Below are 18,776 nucleotides of genomic sequence, written 5' to 3' on the forward strand. Positions count from 1 at the left end.
TAGAACAGTGAAATCCGTGTAATCCGTGCCTGACTATTAAATATAAAATATCATGTCCCATCCTTTACATCAATTTACGTATTGTCCGAAATGCGGAGCCAGGACATTTGTGGAGCGCAACGAGAAAGCGAAACAATGCACCACTTGCGGCTTCGTCTATTACTTCAATCCTTCCGCCGCCGTAGCCTGCTTTATCCGTAATCCCAAAGGAGAATTATTATTGGTACGCCGTGCCAAAGAACCGGCCAAAGGGACGCTCGACCTGCCCGGCGGTTTTGTCGACATGCATGAATCGGCCGAAGAAGCCGCCCACAGGGAAGTAAAGGAAGAAACCGGCCTTGAATTGACGGATTGCCGTTACCTTTTCTCCATTCCCAACATCTATCCTTATTGCGGTTTCGATGTCCACACCGTCGATATGTTTTTCGAATGCCTCGCCGTATCCTTCAACGGAGCCAAAGCGGAAGACGATGCCGCCGAGATCATTATCCTGCCAGCTAACCAACTAAATCCGGACGATTTCGGATTGCAATCTATCAAAAAAGCAGTAGGGCGCTATATAAAGTAATATATTTCTTATATTTGCAACTTAGAACCAACATATACAGTTATATTTACATATATCTGTATCATAAAAGCTAAGGAGTGATGAAAAGAATACTTATTCCACTGTGCATAGTGGTAGGGAGTCATGTCGCATACGGGCAACGGTCGTACCAGTTTGATGCACCGGATCGCCTATTTGTAGAAGGAAAAGAGTTGTTTAGTTTAAAAAATTATGCCGGTTGCATCGACAAGTTGGAGGCTTACAAGCAGCATTCCACGGATGCCGACCTGATCCAGGAGGCAGACTATATGCTGGTCTATGCCGCTTATGAACAGGGACGTCCCAATGCAGACGAGTTGCTAAAGGACTATCTGGAAGAATATCCGGCTTCCCGCCATAGCGACGAGATCGATTATATGATCGGTTCCGTGCATTTCGAACGCGGAGAATATGAAAAAGCGATCTTCTGGTTCAACGAAGCCGACATCGACGTATTGAGTCCCGAACAGCAGGAGGCTTATTCTTTCCGCCTGGCTTATTCGCTGTTGCAGACCGGCGATATGGAAAAGGCCCGCGGCTACTTCGCACGGATCGAACAGATCGGAGACAAATACAAGGAAGCCTCAACCTATTATGTCGCCTACATCGACTATGCGATGGGAAATTACAACAATGCCCTGATCGAGTTCTCCCGCCTGAAAGAGAGCCCGAAATACCGCGAACAGTCGCAATATTACATCGCACAGATTTATTTTATCCAGAGCAAATACGAAAAGGTGGTGAAAGAAGGTGAAGAACTTCTCTCCCTCTATCCCGATAGCAAAAACAACAGCGAGATGTACCGGATTGTCGGTGATTCATATTACCATTTGGGCGACCAGGAGAAAGCGATCCGGATGTTGAGCAAATATGTTTCATCTACGGAAAATCCGCTCCGCAGCGATTTGTACATCTTAGGTGTATGCTACTTCAATAAAGGGAATTACAGCAGTGCGGTCAACGCCCTGAGCCGGACCGTTCGCCAGAACGACGAGCTGACGCAGAACGCCTATCTCTACCTCGGACAGTCTTACCTGAAGTTAGGCGACAAAAACAATGCCCGCATGGCATTCGAGGCAGCCGCCACCTCTTCTTTCGACAAGCAGATAAAGGAAGTCGCCATGTACAACTACGCATTGCTGATCCACGAAACAGCCTTTACGGGATTCGGCGAGTCGGTGACGATCTTCGAAGATTTCCTGAACGACTTCCCCAATTCGCAATATGCGGACAAGGTGAACGACTACCTGGTCGAAGTCTACCTGACCACCAAGAACTACGAAGCCGCCCTGAAATCGATCAACAAGATCAAACATCCGAGCACCAAGATACTGGAAGCCAAACAGGACATCCTTTTCCAACTCGGGACACAGGCCTTTGCCAATGTCAAGCTCAACGAAGCCGTCAGCCTGTTCAGCCAGGCAATCCAGCTCGGTTCCTATAATATGGAAGCTCGCAACGACGCTTATTTCTGGCGTGGCGAGTCGTACTACCGCATGGGAGAATATGAAAACGCGATATCGGACTATCGCACCTATCTGAACAATACGCGCCAACGCAATACGGACATGTATGCCCTGGCTTATTATAACTTGGGTTACAGCTATTTCAAACTGCGGGACTACAGTGCGGCCCTGAACCGCTTCCGCCAGTATGCCGACCTGGAAAGTAACCGACAGGCCGCTTCTCTGGCAGACGCTTATAACCGTATCGGCGACTGCCTGTATCAGAACCGCCAGTTCAGCCTGGCCGAAGAAAACTATTCACGCGCAGCGCAGTTGTCTCCTTCCGCAGGCGATTACTCGATCTACCAGAAGGGATTCCTGTTAGGGTTGCAGAAAGACTACAGAGGCAAGATCAGCGCAATGGACCGCCTGATCAGCGAATATCCGGAATCGCAATATGTAGACGATGCGTTGTTCGAGAAAGGGCGTTCCTATGTCTTGCTCGAAAACAGCTCTTCCGCCGCACAGGCGTTCGAAAAGCTGATCCGCGAATTTCCTCAGAGCAGCCTGGCACGTAAAGCCGGCATCCAGCTCGGTCTGCTTTATTACAATGACAACCAACCGGAAAAGGCGCTCGCCGCCTACAAGCAGGTGATCAGCAATTATCCGGGCAGCGAAGAGGCCAAAATCGCTTTGCAGGATTTGAAATCCGTCTATATCGACCTCAACGATATCAATGCTTATGCCAACTACGTGAACTCCATAGGCGGCAACATCCGTCTGGAAGTGGGCGAACAGGATTCGCTGACCTATATCGCGGCCGAAAAACTCTTCATGCGCGGTGATAACGACGGTGCTCGCCGCAGTCTGGCGGGCTACCTGCAAACATTCCCCGAAGGAGCGTTCAGTTCGAATGCCAACTTCTACTTAGGTAGCATCGCTTTCGCCAAGAAAGAGTTCGACGAAGCCATCCAACGGTTCAAATCGGTCATTGCCAGTGGCGACACCAAGTTCCTCGAAGAATCGGTTGCCCGCACGGCCGAAATCGAATACCTGGGTAAAGATTACCCGGCAGCATTGGAAAGCTTCAAACGCTTGCAGATCGTAGCCGAGAATCCGGAGAACAAACAGGCCGCCCGTTTAGGAATCATGCGTTGCGCCTTGCAGACGGGACAGCAGAAGGAGGCCCTCTTGGCGGCAGACGAGTTGCTGAAAGAACCGAAGCTGTCTCCCGAACTGGAAGCCGAAGCCCGTTACGTACGCGCTAAAGCCTATATCGACCAGAAACAGGCGAACAAGGCGCTTGCCGACCTGAAAGAGTTGAGCAAAGACACCCGTACGGTACACGGCGCGGAAGCCAAATATCTGTTGGCCCAACTGTATTACGACACCAACGATGACAAGAATGCCGAAAAGGTGCTGATGAACTTCATCGAGAACGGTACGCCTCACCAATACTGGCTGGCTCGCGGATTTATCCTGCTGGCCGATGTCTATATCCGCCAAGGTGACGACTTCCAGGCTCGCCAGTACCTCACCAGCCTGCAGAACAATTATAAGGGGGATGACGATATCGCCGGTATGATAGAAAATAGATTGGGTAAACTTAAGAACTAAGAAGAAGTGATGAAGACAATATACAACATCAAAGCATTGTGTGTGATGGCCCTGTTGGGGAGCGTCGCAACCGTCAGCGCACAGGAAGACAAAACGAAGGAAAAAGACCTGAACCGGGAAATGACGCTCGAACGCGAATATGACCCGACCGTGCAGGACGCCAGCAAAGTGAACACGCTTCCGGTCATCAAAGAACCGGTTGTCAAGAAGATGCCGATCGACTATGCGACTTTCACCGTCCCGGCCGATCCGGAGAAGGAGATCAGCCTCCTGCCTTCAGGCAATATCATGACGGATATCCAGTACAACAAACGCCGCGGTTATTTCAACTTCGGCGGCGGCACGTATCTGAACCTGAACGGCGACTTGGGTTACCATATCCTGAGCACGGACAAGGACAAGCTGAACATCTGGTTCTCCCATCGTTCGACGAACGGGAAGGTGAAATATATCGATACGGACTTCAAAAAGGTTAAGGCCAAATTGAACGACAACTTAGGTGGCCTCAACTTCAAACATGCGTTTGAAAAGCTGTCGCTGGATATGGGGATCAAATACGGATACTCTGCGTTCAACTACTACGGATTGCCTTACTTAGATACAGATGGACTGATAGAAATGAGAATGCACAATTTCGACCGTGAGACCAATCAGGTAAACCAGGCTATCCAGGCAAAGATCGGAGTCGAATCGAAAGAAGACGCTCCTGTCGGCTATCTGCTTGATCTCGGCTATACCAACTTCTCCCATAAATACGCGTTAAGCAAGGAACAGGACGGGCCTACGGAACATACGTTCGATGTCAAGTTCGATTTGAACGCCCGTTTCGGCGGTGAGCAACGCATCGGATTAGGGGGTAACGTGGAATACTTCAATTACAGCTTGCCGACAATGGGCGGACAGGAATATCTGGAATTTGAAAACCATGCCGAAGCAACCCTTTCGCCTTATTACAAGGTATCGGGAGACAACTGGAATTTGAAGTTAGGTGCGAACATCATGTTCGTGACCGGTGACAACAGCAAATTTATGGCTTCCCCGAATATTACGGCTGACGTGGAAGTTGCCGATAAAACCGAGCTTTACCTTGTTGCCGGCGGCAAGCTCTACTCAAACAGCATGTACGATATTTCGCAGGTCAACCGCTATATCAACCCGACGATGGAGCTGCTTCCTTCCCGTAACTACCTGGATGGAACGGTCGGCATCAGAAGCGGTATCGCTCCCGGTTTCTGGTTCGATGTATTCGGCGGTTATAAGATCACGAACGATGAAGTTTTCTTCGTCCCGACCATTGCAGAGAAAGATGGTTCTTTTGCCAACACCAGTCTGGCTTTGCAAGCAAACGCGAAACATGCGTTCGGCGGTGTCAATCTGAAATATAGTTACCAGCAATTATTCGACATCAACCTGAAAGGCGTTTACAATAATTGGAACGTCGATGATATCGGAGATGCTTACGGCAAACCCGAAATGGAATTGACAGCCGGTGTCACCGTCCGCCCGATCAGCCAGATTACCGCTTCCTTGGATTATTATTTAGCAACCGGGCGCAAGACTTTCTTAGGGAAACCGGAGGGTGAAAAGATGAAAAACATCAACGAACTCAACCTGACCGGGACTTACACCCTGAACGACACTTTCGGGCTGTATCTGAAGCTGAACAACGTCCTGTTCCAGAAATACGAACTCTACTACGGCTATCCGCTGCAGAGTTTCAGCGCGATGATCGGAGTGAACATCAATTTCTGATACTACTTTTTTCAATTGAACAGCCTGCCGCCCTCGCGACAGGCTGTTTTTATTTATCGTATCTTTGTCCCCGATAAAACAAATGAATATGCAAGGGACAAAAAATCTGACGGAAGGGCCTATAAAAAAGCAACTGTTCAACTTGGCGCTTCCCATCATGGGAACCTCTTTTATCCAAATGGCCTACAGCATCACCGACATGGCCTGGGTGGGACGTCTGGGCAGCGAAGCGGTAGCCGCTATCGGGGCAGTCGGGATCCTGACCTGGATGACGACTTCGATCTCCTATCTGAATAAAGTAGGTTCGGAAGTCAGCGTAGGACAAAGCATCGGAGCCCGTGAGGAAGAAGAAGCGCGTGCTTTTGCTTCCCATAACCTGACGATTGCCTTGATACTCTCCATCTGCTGGGGCTTGTTGCTGTTCGTCCTGGCACATCCCGTCATCGGTTTCTTCAAGCTCGACACGGAGATTTCCACCCAAGCAGTGTCTTATCTCAGGATTGTGGCGACAGGATTTCCGCTCATTTTCCTGTCGGCTGCCTGCACAGGAATTTATAATGCGGCGGGATTAAGCAAAATCCCGTTCTATGTCAGCGGCAGCGGATTGATTATGAATATGGTGCTCGACCCGCTGTTTATATTCGGATTCGGGATGGGGACGAACGGGGCGGCCTGTGCGACCTGGCTGTCGGAAGCGACTGTGCTGGCCATTTTTATCTACTATCTGAAAAAGAAAAACCGGCTGTTCGGAGGATTCCCGTTCCTCGTCCGGTTGAAAAGACGCTATAGCAAACGGATCTTCCAGTTAGGACTTCCCGTAGCATTGCTGAACAGCCTGTTTGCCGTTATCAACCTGATGATGGCCCGCACGGCATCCACCTATGGGGGGCATATCGGGCTGATGACGATGACGGCCGGCGGACAGATCGAAGCGATCGCCTGGAACACCTCGCAAGGATTCAGCACGGCTCTAAGCACGTTTGTGGCGCAGAACTATGCCGCCCGGAAAAAAGAACGTGTCTTAGGCGCCTACCATACGACACTGAAAATGACGGCCCTGTTCGGAGTTTTCTGCACACTGCTTTTCGTGTTCTTCGGCAGCGAAGTGTTCTCGTTGATCATACCCGAAAAAGAGGCTTATGAGGCAGGAGGCGTTTTCCTCCGCATCGACGGCTACTCGATGCTGTTCATGATGTTGGAGATAACGATGCAGGGATTGTTCTACGGTACAGGCCGTACGATTCCGCCCGCCATCATCAGCATCACGTTCAACAGCCTGCGCATCCCGATGGCGATCGGACTGACGGCAATGGGGCTGGGCGTGGCCGGCGTCTGGTGGGCGATCAGTATCTCCAGTATGCTGAAAGGAATCGTTGCATTCGTCTGGTTCCGTATTTTACAGAAGAAGATATTGTGATACAAACAAACTATTCCTTATTTTTGCCGGATAATAACAAATACATAGTAAAACATTATCATAATGAACAATTCATTAAAGCCGGAAACCCTCTGCGTGCAGGGAGGCTGGCAACCGAAAAAGGGAGAACCGCGCGTCCTGCCCATCTATCAGAGTACGACATTCAAGTATGACACCAGCGAACAGATGGCCAAGCTGTTCGACCTGGAAGAGAGCGGATATTTCTACACCCGCCTGCAAAACCCGACAAACGATGCTGTCGCAGCCAAGATCGCCGCTTTGGAAGGGGGCGTAGGCGCGATGCTGACTTCCTCCGGTCAGGCAGCCAATTTCTATGCCGTATTCAATATCTGCCAGGCCGGCGACCATATGGTCTGCTCGTCCACGATCTACGGCGGGACGTTCAACCTGTTTGGCGTGACGATGAAGAAGTTGGGCATCGAAGTGACATTCGTCGATCCGGATGCTTCGGAAGAAGAAATATCGGCCGCTTTCCGTCCGAACACAAAGGCTTTGTTCGGCGAAACCTTGTCCAATCCGGGCATGAGCGTACTCGATATCGAGAAGTTTGCCCGTATCGCCCACAGTCATGGCGTGCCTCTGATCGTGGATAACACATTCGCGACGCCGATCAACTGCCGCCCGTTCGAATGGGGAGCCGATATCGTGACGCATTCAACAACCAAGTACATGGACGGTCATGCGACAAGCGTAGGCGGTGCGGTCGTGGACAGCGGCAACTTCGACTGGGACGCGCATGCCGACAAATTCCCCGGCCTGACCACTCCGGACGAATCGTATCACGGCCTGACCTATACAAAGGCTTTCGGCAAGATGGCTTATATGACAAAGGCAACGGCACAGTTGATGCGCGACCTGGGTTCTATCCAGGCTCCGATGAACGCCTTCCTCTTGAATTTAGGGCTTGAAACCTTGCACCTGCGTATGCCGCAACATTGCAAGAACGCCCAGCAGGTTGCCGAATGGCTCGAAGCAAACGAGCAGGTCGCCTGGGTGAACTTCCCCGGCTTGAAGAGCAATAAGTATTATGAACTGGCCCGGAAATATATGCCGGGCGGGACTTGCGGCGTAATCGCTTTCGGCCTGAAAGGATCCCGTGAAGATGCGATCCGCTTTATGGATAACCTGAAGATGATCTGCATCGTGACCCACGTAGCCGATGCCCGTACCTGCGTCCTCCACCCTGCCAGCCATACGCACCGCCAGTTGACGGACGAACAGCTGATCGAAGCAGGCGTAGCTCCCGACCTGATCCGCTTGTCTGTCGGCATCGAAAATGCAGGCGACATTATTGCGGATATCGAGCAGGCGTTGAAAGAAAAGTAACGGATAAATCACCGCCAACCGGCTCATTTTGCCGTAGCCGCATCGAAAATAATGAAGGCCACTCCTTCACAGGGGCAGCCTTCATTCAATTTATAGAAAATCCAAATCAATCTTCTGCCTGAGTTGCCTCGTAAGCTTTCAACAGCTTATCCTGGACATCCGACGGAACCAGTTCATAGCTGGAGAACTTCATGGTAAACGAAGCGCGTCCACCTGTGATGGAACTCAAAGATGTCGAGTACGAAGACATCTCCTTCAAAGGCACTTTAGCCAATAGCTTTTCGTAGCCTTTTTCACTATTCATACCCATAATGATGGCGCGACGTCCCTGCAGGTCACTCATCACGTCGCCCAGATAATCAGCCGGAACCGATACTTCCACATCATAAACAGGTTCCAGGATCTTAGGACCGGCTTCTTTAAAGGCGGTACTGAAAGCATTACGGCCTGCCAGCATGAAAGAAATTTCATTACTGTCTACCGGGTGCATCTTTCCGTCATAGACGATGATGCGCACGTCACGGGCATACGAACCGGTCAACGGTCCCTGCTCCATACGAGCCATAATACCTTTCAGGATAGCCGGAAGGAAACGGGCATCGATGGCTCCACCCACGATACTGTTAATAAATACCAGCTTTCCACCCCAGTCCAGATCTATAGTCTGCGTATCACGTACGCTGATCTTATATTCTTGTCCGCCAAAACGATATGTATCCGGTGCCGGCATACCTTCGTAATACGGTTCGACAATCAGATGAACTTCGCCGAACTGCCCTGCACCACCGGACTGTTTTTTATGACGGTAGTCCGCACGGGAAGCCTTCGTGATCGTTTCACGATACGGGATCTTCGGTTCGTAGAACTCGATCGGCAATTTATCATTGTTCTCGATTCTCCATTTCAATGTACGGAGATGGAATTCTCCCTGGCCTGAAACGATTGTCTGTTTCAATTCTTTGGATTGTTCGATCATCCATGTCGGGTCTTCTTCACGCATACGCATCAGGATTTCCATCATCTTCTCAGCGTCTGCTTCATTGACCGGCTTCACGGCACGGCGATATTTCGGGTCCGGATATTTGATAAAGTCGAAACGATAATCGCATCCTTTACCGTTCAATGTATTACCACGACGAACATCTTTCAGCTTAACGGTGGCACCGATATCACCGGCGACCATCTCGGTCACAGGATTGCGGGTTTGTCCGGCAACGGAGAACAACTGGGCAATACGCTCCTTCGAACCACGATCGGCATTCAGCAAATCGTCACCTTCTTTTACCTTACCTGATATCACTTTAAAATAAGAAACCTGACCGATATGCGGTTCTACAGTCGTCTTGAAGAAGAACAAACTGGTCGGTCCGTTGGAGTCGGGAGTCACTTCCACCCCTTCTGTTGTAACCGGGCGCGGCATCTTATCCGTACAAGGGACGACATTACCTAAGAATTCAAGCGTACGGCGGACGCACATGTCACGGCCTGCGCATACACAGAATACCGGGAACATTCCCCGGATAACCAGACCGGCACGAATACCGGCACGCATATCGTCTTCACTCAATGTACCTTCTTCAAAGAATTTTTCCATCAGCATATCGTCATGTTCGGCTGCCGATTCCACCAACGCTTTGTGAAGCTCCATCGCCTTATCCATTTCTTCCGCCGGAATTTCCAATACTTCGGGGACACCGCCTTCAGGCTTCCAACGATACATTTTCATCTTCAACACATCGACAACCGCGTTGAAAGACGCACCTGTAGAAACCGGATATTGGATGGGAACGATCTTACCTCCCCACTGGTCACGCAGTTGGGCAATTGTCCCGTCATAATCAGCCTTGTCGTTATCCAGTTGGTTTACGACAAAAATAACCGGCTTATGAAATTGTTCTGTATACCGGAACTGGTTGATCGTACCGACTTCCACGCCATACTGCGCATTCAGTACCATCAGCGCCGTGTCTGTCACGTTCAGAGCAGAAACCGCCCCGCCAATAAAGTCGTCTGAACCCGGGCAATCAATGAAATTCAACTTTCTGTCCTGCCATTCTACACTGAAAACGGTCGAGAATACCGAGTAACCATACTCCTTCTCAACCGGGAAATAATCGCTCACAGTGTTTCCGGATTCCACACTTCCGCGACGTTTTATAACTCCACCCTCGTAAAGCATCGCTTCAGCGAGAGTGGTTTTCCCAGAGCCCGAACTTCCCAAGATAGAGATGTTCTTGATTTCGTTTGTTTGGTATACTTTCATGATATCAAGGTATTAATTTGTGTTTAACAATAAAGATCGCCCCGCAAACCCTTTATTCACGGGACCGCAAATTAGAGATTGTAAAGGAGAAAAGCAATTTCAAGCCCAGTGTTTGAGAACTATGTTATTTAACAGTTCAAAGATAAAGAGCGGAAAGAAAGAGAGATAGAGATAAAATGTTGCTATCTTTGTCTCCATAAAAAGCAGAACAAAGTGGCAGGCTTATACATCCACATCCCCTTTTGCGCCAAACGGTGCCTGTATTGCGACTTCTTTTCCAATACGGAGATGAAGTTCAAGGAGCCGTATATCAATGCGATTATCCGGGAAATGGAATTGCGACAGGAATATATAGGAAAGGAGCCGGTCAAAACGATCTACTTCGGAGGCGGCACACCTTCGCAATTACAAGCCGGGGACTTCGAACGGATATTCGAGGCGGCAAACCGTTTATTCGACACAAGTGACTGCAGGGAAATCACGCTCGAGGCCAATCCCGACGATATGACGCCGGAATATGTGGCCTCCCTCCGCAACCTGCCTTTCAACCGGGTCAGCATGGGGGTACAAAGCTTCAAAGAAAAAGACCTCCGTTTCCTGAACCGACGCCATGACCGCAAACAGGCTTTGCGTGCAGTCGGGCTTTGCAAAGAAAACGGCATCCAAGACATCAGCATCGACTTGATATACGGGTTGCCCGGACAGACCTTGGAAGAGTGGCAAGAGAATCTGGATGACGCGATCCGCCTGGATATTCCCCATATCTCCGCCTACCATTTAATATATGAAGAAGGGACAGCCCTATATAAATTGATGGAAACCGGAAAAGTCACTCCTGTTGAAGAAGAGTTGAGCGTCGCCCTTTTCTCTACATTAATCTATAAGCTGAACGAAGCCGGATATCTCCATTACGAGATTTCCAATTTCGCCCGCCCCGGCCACCTATCCCGGCACAACAGTTCCTATTGGACCGGCAAGAAATATCTGGGCATCGGACCTTCCGCCCATTCTTATGATGGAGAGAGCCGGCAATGGAACATTTCTTCCCTTCCCCGCTACTTACAAGGGATCAGGGCAGGCATTCCCGATATGGAGAGAGAAGAATTGGATATCAACACAAAATACAACGACTTTATTATCACCGGACTACGCACGATGTGGGGAATCCGGACAACCGACATCAGGGAGCGGTTCGGAGAAGAAAAGCAAGCCTATCTCGAACGGCAGGCCGCCGCTTATCTACATAAAGGGTTGCTTATCCGTGAAAACGACACTTTAAGGCTCTCGAAGGAAGGCATTTTCATCTCCGACGGCATAATGAGCGACCTTTTATGGATATAAAGGTATGTTGCAGACGTTTGACAAAGCCATTAAATTACACCAAACAGCCTGTTTTCACAACGAACCGAGGGGTTATCCGTACATTTTCTGCACATTTTTACTATTTTTGAGAATAAAATTAACCAACGTATTAAACTATTCTCTATATTTGCCCCAACAAAAGACAGTAAGTAGTGCCATATCTATACATAATATCGGGATGCAACGGGGCAGGGAAAACGACAGCTTCCTTTACAATTCTTCCAGAGATGTTGAAATGTAAAGAGTTTGTTAATTCCGACGAGATTGCTAAGGGGCTTTCCCCTTTTAATTCTGATAGTATCGCGGTAGCCGTTGAAGCCAGTCGTATTATGTATAAACGCATCAAAGAACTGATCGCTTCGGGCGAAACGTTCGCAATGGAGACTACACTGGCCACCCGTTCAGGTGCAAACCTGATCCGGGAAGCACAAAGGGAAGGATATTATGTGACATTGTTATATTTTTGGTTGAATACACCGGATTTGGCAGTGGAACGAGTTAAGATGAGAGTGGCCGCCGGAGGACATAACATTCCGGAAAGTACTATACGCCGTCGTTACGAGGCAGGTATTCACAATCTCTTTGAACTATATATCCCCATTTGTGATTATTGGATGATTGCAGACAACTCTATGTCGCCGATGGAAGTAATCGCCAAAGGCTTCAGGAGTGATAAAAAAGAGATATATAATTCGGATATTTATACAAAACTTGAGCATCATGAGTGAACAAGAAGTTAGAGAATTTGAAGAGAATATAGTTAAAGGTGCCAATATCGCTTTCCAGCGATTAGTCAACCAGAAAAAGAAAGAAGACGGTGAATTAGTCTTCTCGCGCAACGGATACATCTTCCGCGTAAAAGCTGCTGATTTAGAAAAAGGAATGTTTTAACTATCATATTGGATATACGAAAGGGGCTGGTGAATCAGATTCATCAGCCTTTTTTGTATCCGGACGTTTCCCCTTCCAAATTATATGATTACTTTTGACTCTGCCCAAAAGGAAGAATTAGAAATATGGAAAATATCAAAGTAACAGGTGCTTACGAGAATAACCTCAAGCATATCTCACTGGAAATTCCCAAGAAACGGATCACTATCTTCACCGGAGTTTCCGGTTCCGGTAAATCGTCTCTGGTGCTGGACACCATCGCCGCCAGTTCCCGGCGTGAACTGAATGAGACTTTTCCCAGTTTCGTCCAACAATATCTGCCGAAATACGGTCGCCCGCATGTAGACAAGATCGAGCATCTCCCGGTTGCCATCGTGATAGACCAAAAGAAACCGGCGCCCAACGCCCGCTCTACCGTGGGAACCTATACGGACATCTATTCCCTGCTCCGGCTACTGTTCTCACGTGTCGGGCAACCCTTTGTCGGCTATTCCGACACATTCTCTTTCAACCATCCGCAAGGGAGATGCCCTCGCTGCGACGGATTGGGAGAAGTGCGCGAATTGGATGTCCACAAACTGGTCGACTTCAACAAATCATTGAATGATGAAGACACGATCCATTACGTCGCTTTCCACCGGGGCGGATGGCGATGGATACGGTATGCTTGCAGCGGTCTGTTCGATCTGGACAAAAAGATTAAAGACTATACGCCGGAAGAGTTGGAACTATTTCTCTATTCCCCCCAGATACGGCTCAAGAACCCGCCGGCCGACTGGCCCCGGACCGCCAAGTACGAGGGACTGGTAACCCGTATGTACCGCAGCATCATCAATTCGGAAGAGGGGAAATTGCATCAGAAGTTACTGGAACCGATGGTAACGATGGGCGTTTGTCCCGATTGCGGAGGCTCGCGACTCAACCGGACCGTCCTTTCCTGCCGGATCGGAGGGAAAAACATTGCCGAAGTCACCCGTCTCGCCATTCCCGATATCCTTGACTGGCTGCAGGATATCGACGATCCTTTGGCGGATGACCTGAAGCAGGCCATCGGAAACCGCCTGTCCGCCCTCGAAGAGATCGGGTTGGGCTACCTGACACTCGACCGTAATATGGGAACGCTTTCCGGAGGCGAAGCGCAACGTTGCAAGATAGCCAAATATATTAATTCAGCCCTGTCCGACATGCTGTATGTGCTCGATGAGCCCAGTGTCGGACTGCACAGCCACGACATCCGCCTGCTCAAAGCATCCGTACGGAAGTTGCGCGACCACGGCAACACGGTTCTCTTAGTAGAGCATCACAAGGAAATGATCCAGATCGCAGACCATATCGTCGACATGGGTCCCGGCTCCGGCATGGACGGCGGCAATATCCTGTATGAAGGCTGCTATAAGGGGTTATTGGAAAGCGGCACGCAAACCGGATCGATGATCGCAGAGAAATCGCCACTGAAAACGGAAATCCGTAGGCCGTCCGGCTGGTTTACACTCGAACATGCGAGGGAGCATAACCTAAAGGATCTGACAGTCCGCTTTCCGCTCGGCCTGTTTACGGTGATCGCGGGAGTTGCCGGTTCGGGAAAAAGCTCCTTGATGGAATGCTTCCGTCAAGCCTGTGGAGAAGATGTGATTTACATCAGCCAGAAAAATATCGGTATCAGCCTGCGCTCCACCCCCGCCACTTATATCGGGGTAGCGGACGATATACGCAAACTCTTTGCCCGGAATAGCAAAGCCGGATTGAGCATGTTCACCTTTAACGGAAAAGGCGGCTGCCCGGTATGCGGTGGAAAAGGCGTGATCGTGTCGGACATGGCCTTTATGGATTCGATCGAAACCGTCTGTGAAGCCTGCGGCGGATTACGCTATTCACAAGAAGCGCTGCAATATACCGTCGACGGACTGAATATCGCAGAAGTGATGGACCTGACCGTACGGAAAGCATCGCTCCGTTTTGCCGGAACAGAGATAGAAAAGAAGTTGCAACCCCTGATGAAAGTCGGATTGGGTTACCTGCACCTCAACCAGGCTCTTTCCACCCTTTCCGGTGGCGAACTGCAACGCGTCAAACTGGCCTCCTACCTCGACAACAAGGGTAAAATCTTTATCTTGGACGAACCGACCGACGGGCTTCATGTCAAAGACATACATCAAATCATCCATCTTTTCGATTCGATGGTAGACCAAGGCAACTCCGTCTTCCTGATAGAGCATAACCTGGATGTTCTGAAAGCGGCCGATTATGTGATCGAACTGGGTCCGGGCGGTGGACAAATGGGTGGCGAACTGCTCTTTTCCGGAATTCCGGCAGACATGCTTGTATGTGGACAGTCCGTTACGGCGGAATATCTAAAGAAAGAATTGCCTTAACCGATGTTCCCTAAGACAAACGAGGTTTAAGTTCCCAAAGTGGAAGAAAGCAAGCAGGAAAAGAGCGGAAAGCAAGCAGAAATGTTCAGAAACACGCCCATCTTCCGGCTTCCTACACCCGGATGTTGCCGCTTCCTACATCCGGATGTTCGGGACGGCTACACCCGGATGCACAGAGTCTTTTCATACTAACAAATTGTAATTAAATCACCTTTGCTCCGTCCGGCTGATCGTCAATATCTCGGAAAACGAGATCGGCCATTCGATGGCATTCATCAATGTTTCGAATGCAATCCTTAAACTAAGGGAGACAGGCGTGTGCCCGGAATAAAGATCACATACGGTCAATGCCAGCAACATCTTTTTGTTGTAATGCATTCCCTTCAAAGTTACCAGACTGGACAATACAGACACGGAACGTGCCCCTTCAAAGTCAGAATCGGTAATATCCGTTTTATCTCTCAACGATTGATAGTGGCGGCAGCTCTTTATATCGGCACTTGTACCCATAGCTTCCACTATATCCAATAATACACAACAGATTGCAATTCTTTCCGATTCTCCTGAGCTCATACTCAAATTATGGTGCCGCCCTGCTCCCCGATGTTTGGCATCTATATAATAAAAAGCGTGGGAACTGTTAATTTACTATTTGAAACTGAGGTATCGCCAAACACCCATCGGACAAATAATAAACAACAGCCCACGCTCTATTCTATATACACGGGTATATATAACAAGCGTGAGCGTCCAGTTGTCTATTATCTTTGTCCGACTTGAAAGTTGGCGATTTTCAGTTCCAAAGATAATATCTTAAACGCTTAACGTTATCCATCGACAGGACAGCCGAAAAGTCAAAGTTCCGGCAGCCCTATGTCAATCGCAAAGATATACAAAAACGGCAAACTATATTGTTTACAAAGAAACATTAACAGATATAAATCAAAGATTTTTGATAACAAAAAGGGCGGCCTCTTACAGCCGCCCCTTCCCATCATTCCGATTGCCGGAAAGTCCCCCTAAAAATAATATGTATCTTACTTTTCAACCGTGAATTTATAAAGACACTCGCTGAAATACTTTTCGCCCGGACGCAGCACTACGCTTGGGAAGCCCGGCTGGTTGGGAGAATCGGGATAATGCTGTGTTTCAAGACACAAAGCACCGCGATGCGGATAGATCACGCCTAACTTTCCTTTATCTCCATCCTTCGTCATTGCATTTCCGGCATAGAACTGGATACCCGGCTCGTTCGTGTACACTTCGAGGCCGATACCGCTTTTTGCAGAAACAACTTTTGCAGCCAGGACATTGATGTCGCAATTGTTATTCAACACCCAGTTATGATCGTAGCCTTTGCCTCTCACCAGCTGATCGAACGGATCATCGATATGTGCGCCTACGGCAACAGCCGTACGCAAATCCATTGGAGTTCCTTCTACCGGATCAAGCGTACCGGTCGGGATCAACGTTTCATCAACCGGGACATAGGTGTCTGCCGCAATCATAATCGAATGATCCAGTATCTGCGAACCCGGAACACCGGAAAGGTTGAAATAGCTATGGTTCGTCAGGTTCACGACAGTCGGCTTGTCCGTTGTAGCCTCGTATTTGATATCGACGGCATTGTCGTTTGTTAATGTATATGTAACCTTGAGGTTCAGATTTCCGGGGAAACCGGCTTCACCGTCTTTGGAGAGATACGTCAGTTCCACACTCTGGTCATTTACCTGTTTGGCATCCCAAACAACCGTATGATAACCTTCCGGACCACCATGCAGGCAGTGTCCGTTGTTATTCTGCGGTAGCTGGTATTCAGCACCGTCCAACGAGAACTTGCCATTTGCGATACGGTTTCCGTAACGACCGATCAACCCGCCGTAGTTATTGTTCGGATTGTCCACATACTGTTGGACATTATCGTATCCCAAGACGACATCCGTCATTTTGCCATCCTTGTCGGGAACCATGACCGACACCAGGCGTCCGCCCCAGTTCGTCACACAGGCTTCCGCACCATTCTGGTTCTTCAACACATATAATGCAGTCGGTTTCCCCTGCACTTCTGATACGAAATCTGATTTCATCAGTCCAGAAAGAGTGGCTTCCTCTTTTTTCTCAGTACATGACAACAAAACACACATTGCCATGACAGCCATACATAGTCTCTTCATTTTCGATACTAATAAATTAAATGTTTGTTAGATAGGCAGCAAATATACGCTATTATTGTCAAAAACAAACGATGCTGTAGGATAATGTTGTTTAATACAAATCACTTTCGTACTTTTGTCTGTCATAATAAAGAAAAATGAAACAGTATTTAGAATTACTCGATCGTGTCCTCCGTGAAGGAGTTAAGAAAGAAGATCGGACAGGAACCGGTACATACAGTGTATTCGGACATCAGATGCGCTTCAATCTTGAAGACGGCTTTCCCCTGCTCACAACAAAGAAACTGCATTTGAAATCCATTATATATGAATTACTTTGGTTTCTTCAAGGCGATACAAATGCAAAATACTTGCAGGAACATGGAGTGAGGATCTGGAACGAATGGGCCGACCCGGATGGCAATTTAGGACATATCTACGGTTTCCAATGGCGTTCATGGCCGGACTATAAAGGCGGAAGCATCGATCAGATCAGTGAGGCGGTAGAGACAATCAAGCATAATCCGGATTCGCGCCGTATCATCGTCAGCGCTTGGAATGTAGGGGATCTGGACAATATGAATCTGCCTCCCTGCCACGCTTTCTTCCAGTTTTATGTGGCAAACGGCCGCCTGAGCCTGCAAATGTACCAGCGCAGTGCCGATATTTTCTTGGGTGTACCTTTTAACATTGCTTCGTATGCATTGTTATTACAAATGATGGCACAGGTAACCGGACTGAAAGCCGGAGATTTTGTCCATACGCTTGGCGATGCACATGTTTATACCAACCATCTTGAACAGGTGAAGTTGCAATTGACGCGTGATCCGCGCCCTCTTCCCCGGATGGAAATCAACCCGGAAGTGAAAGACATATTCGGTTTCCGGTACGAAGATTTCAACCTGACGGGATACGACCCTCATCCTCATATCAAAGGTGAAGTGGCCGTATAAGAGATCTATGATAAATGATAAATTATAAATTATAAATTATAAATCATAAATGGCAATGAGTACTATTTCAATTGTAGCAGCTATTTCCGACAATAATGCGATTGGGAAGAATCTGGGTCTGCTCTGGCACATGCCGGCAGACATGAAGCGTTTTAAAGACCTGACAACAGGCCACGCCGTAATAATGGGACGTAAAACTTTCGAGTCTTTACCAAAAGGCCCATTGCCCAACCGTAAAAATGTCGTGCTGACGACCATGCCGGAAGCAGGTTTCATCAATTGCTTTGCCTGCGAATCCATGCATGACGCACTGGATATCTGTGAAAAAGAAGAAAACATCTTCATCATCGGAGGTTCTCTGGTTTACAGACAAGGATTAGGGATTGCCGACAAGATGTACCTGACCCGCATTCATGGAGAGTTTCCGGATGCAGATGCATTTTTCCCCGTTGTCAACTGGGATCTGTGGGAAGAGGTGGAACGACAGGAATTTCCTGCCGACGAGAAAAATCCGTACCCCTACACATTCCTGACTTACGTTCGTAAAAAATAAAATTACTCCTAATTAACGGTAATTTTGCAACTTTTTGCTCTTTCTTTGTATCTATATAAGAAACG

General features: G+C 48.6%; 14 protein-coding genes. 11 read left to right on the plus strand and 3 right to left on the minus strand.

Annotated elements, in window-relative coordinates:
* The first annotated feature begins 52 nt into the window (after positions 1 to 52).
* The 5 genes from RDN79_RS12140 to RDN79_RS12160 all read left to right on the plus strand — a co-directional run bounded on the left by RDN79_RS12140 (position 53) and on the right by RDN79_RS12160 (position 8,164).
* Entirely contained in the window at positions 53 to 568 is a 516-nt protein-coding gene (locus RDN79_RS12140; RefSeq protein ID WP_298549623.1) for an NUDIX domain-containing protein, read from the plus strand.
* An 80-nt stretch (positions 569 to 648) separates the two neighbouring features.
* Entirely contained in the window at positions 649 to 3,648 is a 3,000-nt protein-coding gene (locus RDN79_RS12145) for a tetratricopeptide repeat protein (RefSeq protein WP_298549624.1), read from the plus strand.
* A gap of 9 nt (positions 3,649 to 3,657) precedes the next feature.
* The gene (locus RDN79_RS12150; RefSeq protein WP_298549683.1) at positions 3,658 to 5,400 is read left to right on the plus strand and encodes a TonB-dependent receptor; all 1,743 of its coding nucleotides are present in this window, start codon (positions 3,658 to 3,660) and stop codon (positions 5,398 to 5,400) included.
* Between the two features lie 88 nt (positions 5,401 to 5,488).
* Positions 5,489 to 6,817, plus strand: coding sequence for an MATE family efflux transporter (locus tag RDN79_RS12155; protein ID WP_298549626.1), 1,329 nt, complete (start codon positions 5,489 to 5,491; stop codon positions 6,815 to 6,817).
* 63 nt (positions 6,818 to 6,880) lie between these two features.
* The gene (locus RDN79_RS12160) at positions 6,881 to 8,164 is read left to right on the plus strand and encodes an O-acetylhomoserine aminocarboxypropyltransferase/cysteine synthase family protein (RefSeq protein WP_298549628.1); all 1,284 of its coding nucleotides are present in this window, start codon (positions 6,881 to 6,883) and stop codon (positions 8,162 to 8,164) included.
* Between the two features lie 106 nt (positions 8,165 to 8,270).
* Here the strand turns inward: RDN79_RS12160 and RDN79_RS12165 are convergent, their stop codons facing one another.
* Positions 8,271 to 10,427 (minus strand): translation factor GTPase family protein, encoded by a 2,157-nt coding sequence (locus tag RDN79_RS12165; RefSeq protein ID WP_298549630.1) that lies wholly within the window; start codon positions 10,425 to 10,427, stop codon positions 8,271 to 8,273.
* Between the two features lie 213 nt (positions 10,428 to 10,640).
* Here RDN79_RS12165 and hemW point away from each other — a divergent pair, with 213 nt between their 5' ends.
* The 4 genes from hemW (at position 10,641) to RDN79_RS12185 (ending at position 15,052) form a co-directional block, all read left to right on the plus strand.
* Positions 10,641 to 11,768, plus strand: coding sequence for a radical SAM family heme chaperone HemW (hemW, locus tag RDN79_RS12170; RefSeq protein WP_298549632.1), 1,128 nt, complete (start codon positions 10,641 to 10,643; stop codon positions 11,766 to 11,768).
* Between the two features lie 173 nt (positions 11,769 to 11,941).
* Positions 11,942 to 12,517 carry a zeta toxin family protein gene (locus tag RDN79_RS12175; protein WP_008154394.1) on the plus strand — a complete coding sequence of 192 codons (576 nt, stop codon included), beginning with the start codon at positions 11,942 to 11,944 and terminating at the stop codon, positions 12,515 to 12,517.
* The gene (locus RDN79_RS12180) at positions 12,510 to 12,680 is read left to right on the plus strand and encodes a hypothetical protein (RefSeq protein ID WP_005637232.1); all 171 of its coding nucleotides are present in this window, start codon (positions 12,510 to 12,512) and stop codon (positions 12,678 to 12,680) included. The genes RDN79_RS12175 and RDN79_RS12180 overlap by 8 nt, the downstream gene beginning before the upstream one ends.
* Before the next feature lie 125 nt (positions 12,681 to 12,805).
* Positions 12,806 to 15,052, plus strand: coding sequence for an excinuclease ABC subunit UvrA (locus tag RDN79_RS12185; RefSeq protein WP_298549638.1), 2,247 nt, complete (start codon positions 12,806 to 12,808; stop codon positions 15,050 to 15,052).
* A 207-nt stretch (positions 15,053 to 15,259) separates the two neighbouring features.
* Here the strand turns inward: RDN79_RS12185 and RDN79_RS12190 are convergent, their stop codons facing one another.
* Both RDN79_RS12190 and RDN79_RS12195 read right to left on the minus strand, forming a co-directional pair.
* Positions 15,260 to 15,625, minus strand: coding sequence for a hypothetical protein (locus RDN79_RS12190; protein ID WP_298549640.1), 366 nt, complete (start codon positions 15,623 to 15,625; stop codon positions 15,260 to 15,262).
* A gap of 464 nt (positions 15,626 to 16,089) precedes the next feature.
* On the minus strand, positions 16,090 to 17,226 hold the full coding sequence (locus RDN79_RS12195; protein ID WP_298549642.1) for an aldose epimerase family protein: 1,137 nt from the start codon (positions 17,224 to 17,226) through the stop codon (positions 16,090 to 16,092).
* 137 nt (positions 17,227 to 17,363) lie between these two features.
* Between RDN79_RS12195 and RDN79_RS12200 the strand changes: the two genes are divergently transcribed.
* Together RDN79_RS12200 and RDN79_RS12205 are read left to right on the plus strand one after the other, a co-directional pair.
* Complete coding sequence (locus RDN79_RS12200) at positions 17,364 to 18,158, plus strand: thymidylate synthase (RefSeq protein WP_298549644.1); 795 nt, start codon at positions 17,364 to 17,366, stop codon at positions 18,156 to 18,158.
* Positions 18,159 to 18,213: 55 nt separating this feature from the next.
* Complete coding sequence (locus RDN79_RS12205) at positions 18,214 to 18,711, plus strand: dihydrofolate reductase (RefSeq protein WP_298549646.1); 498 nt, start codon at positions 18,214 to 18,216, stop codon at positions 18,709 to 18,711.
* Positions 18,712 to 18,776 lie beyond the last annotated feature (65 nt).

This window comes from uncultured Parabacteroides sp., assembly GCF_902493135.1.
GTDB lineage: Bacteria > Bacteroidota > Bacteroidia > Bacteroidales > Tannerellaceae > Parabacteroides.

What these genes read in the sequence shown, in the direction of transcription:
- RDN79_RS12140 (WP_298549623.1), top strand. Translation starts at nt 53, where the DNA reads ATGTCCCATCCTTTACATCAATTTACGTATTGTCCGAAATGCGGAGCC.
- RDN79_RS12145 (WP_298549624.1), top strand. Translation starts at nt 649, where the DNA reads ATGAAAAGAATACTTATTCCACTGTGCATAGTGGTAGGGAGTCATGTC.
- RDN79_RS12150 (WP_298549683.1), top strand. Translation starts at nt 3,658, where the DNA reads ATGAAGACAATATACAACATCAAAGCATTGTGTGTGATGGCCCTGTTG.
- RDN79_RS12155 (WP_298549626.1), top strand. Translation starts at nt 5,489, where the DNA reads ATGCAAGGGACAAAAAATCTGACGGAAGGGCCTATAAAAAAGCAACTG.
- RDN79_RS12160 (WP_298549628.1), top strand. Translation starts at nt 6,881, where the DNA reads ATGAACAATTCATTAAAGCCGGAAACCCTCTGCGTGCAGGGAGGCTGG.
- RDN79_RS12165 (WP_298549630.1), bottom strand. Translation starts at nt 10,427, where the DNA reads ATGAAAGTATACCAAACAAACGAAATCAAGAACATCTCTATCTTGGGA.
- RDN79_RS12180 (WP_005637232.1), top strand. Translation starts at nt 12,510, where the DNA reads ATGAGTGAACAAGAAGTTAGAGAATTTGAAGAGAATATAGTTAAAGGT.
- RDN79_RS12185 (WP_298549638.1), top strand. Translation starts at nt 12,806, where the DNA reads ATGGAAAATATCAAAGTAACAGGTGCTTACGAGAATAACCTCAAGCAT.
- RDN79_RS12190 (WP_298549640.1), bottom strand. Translation starts at nt 15,625, where the DNA reads ATGAGCTCAGGAGAATCGGAAAGAATTGCAATCTGTTGTGTATTATTG.
- RDN79_RS12195 (WP_298549642.1), bottom strand. Translation starts at nt 17,226, where the DNA reads ATGAAGAGACTATGTATGGCTGTCATGGCAATGTGTGTTTTGTTGTCA.
- RDN79_RS12200 (WP_298549644.1), top strand. Translation starts at nt 17,364, where the DNA reads ATGAAACAGTATTTAGAATTACTCGATCGTGTCCTCCGTGAAGGAGTT.
- RDN79_RS12205 (WP_298549646.1), top strand. Translation starts at nt 18,214, where the DNA reads ATGAGTACTATTTCAATTGTAGCAGCTATTTCCGACAATAATGCGATT.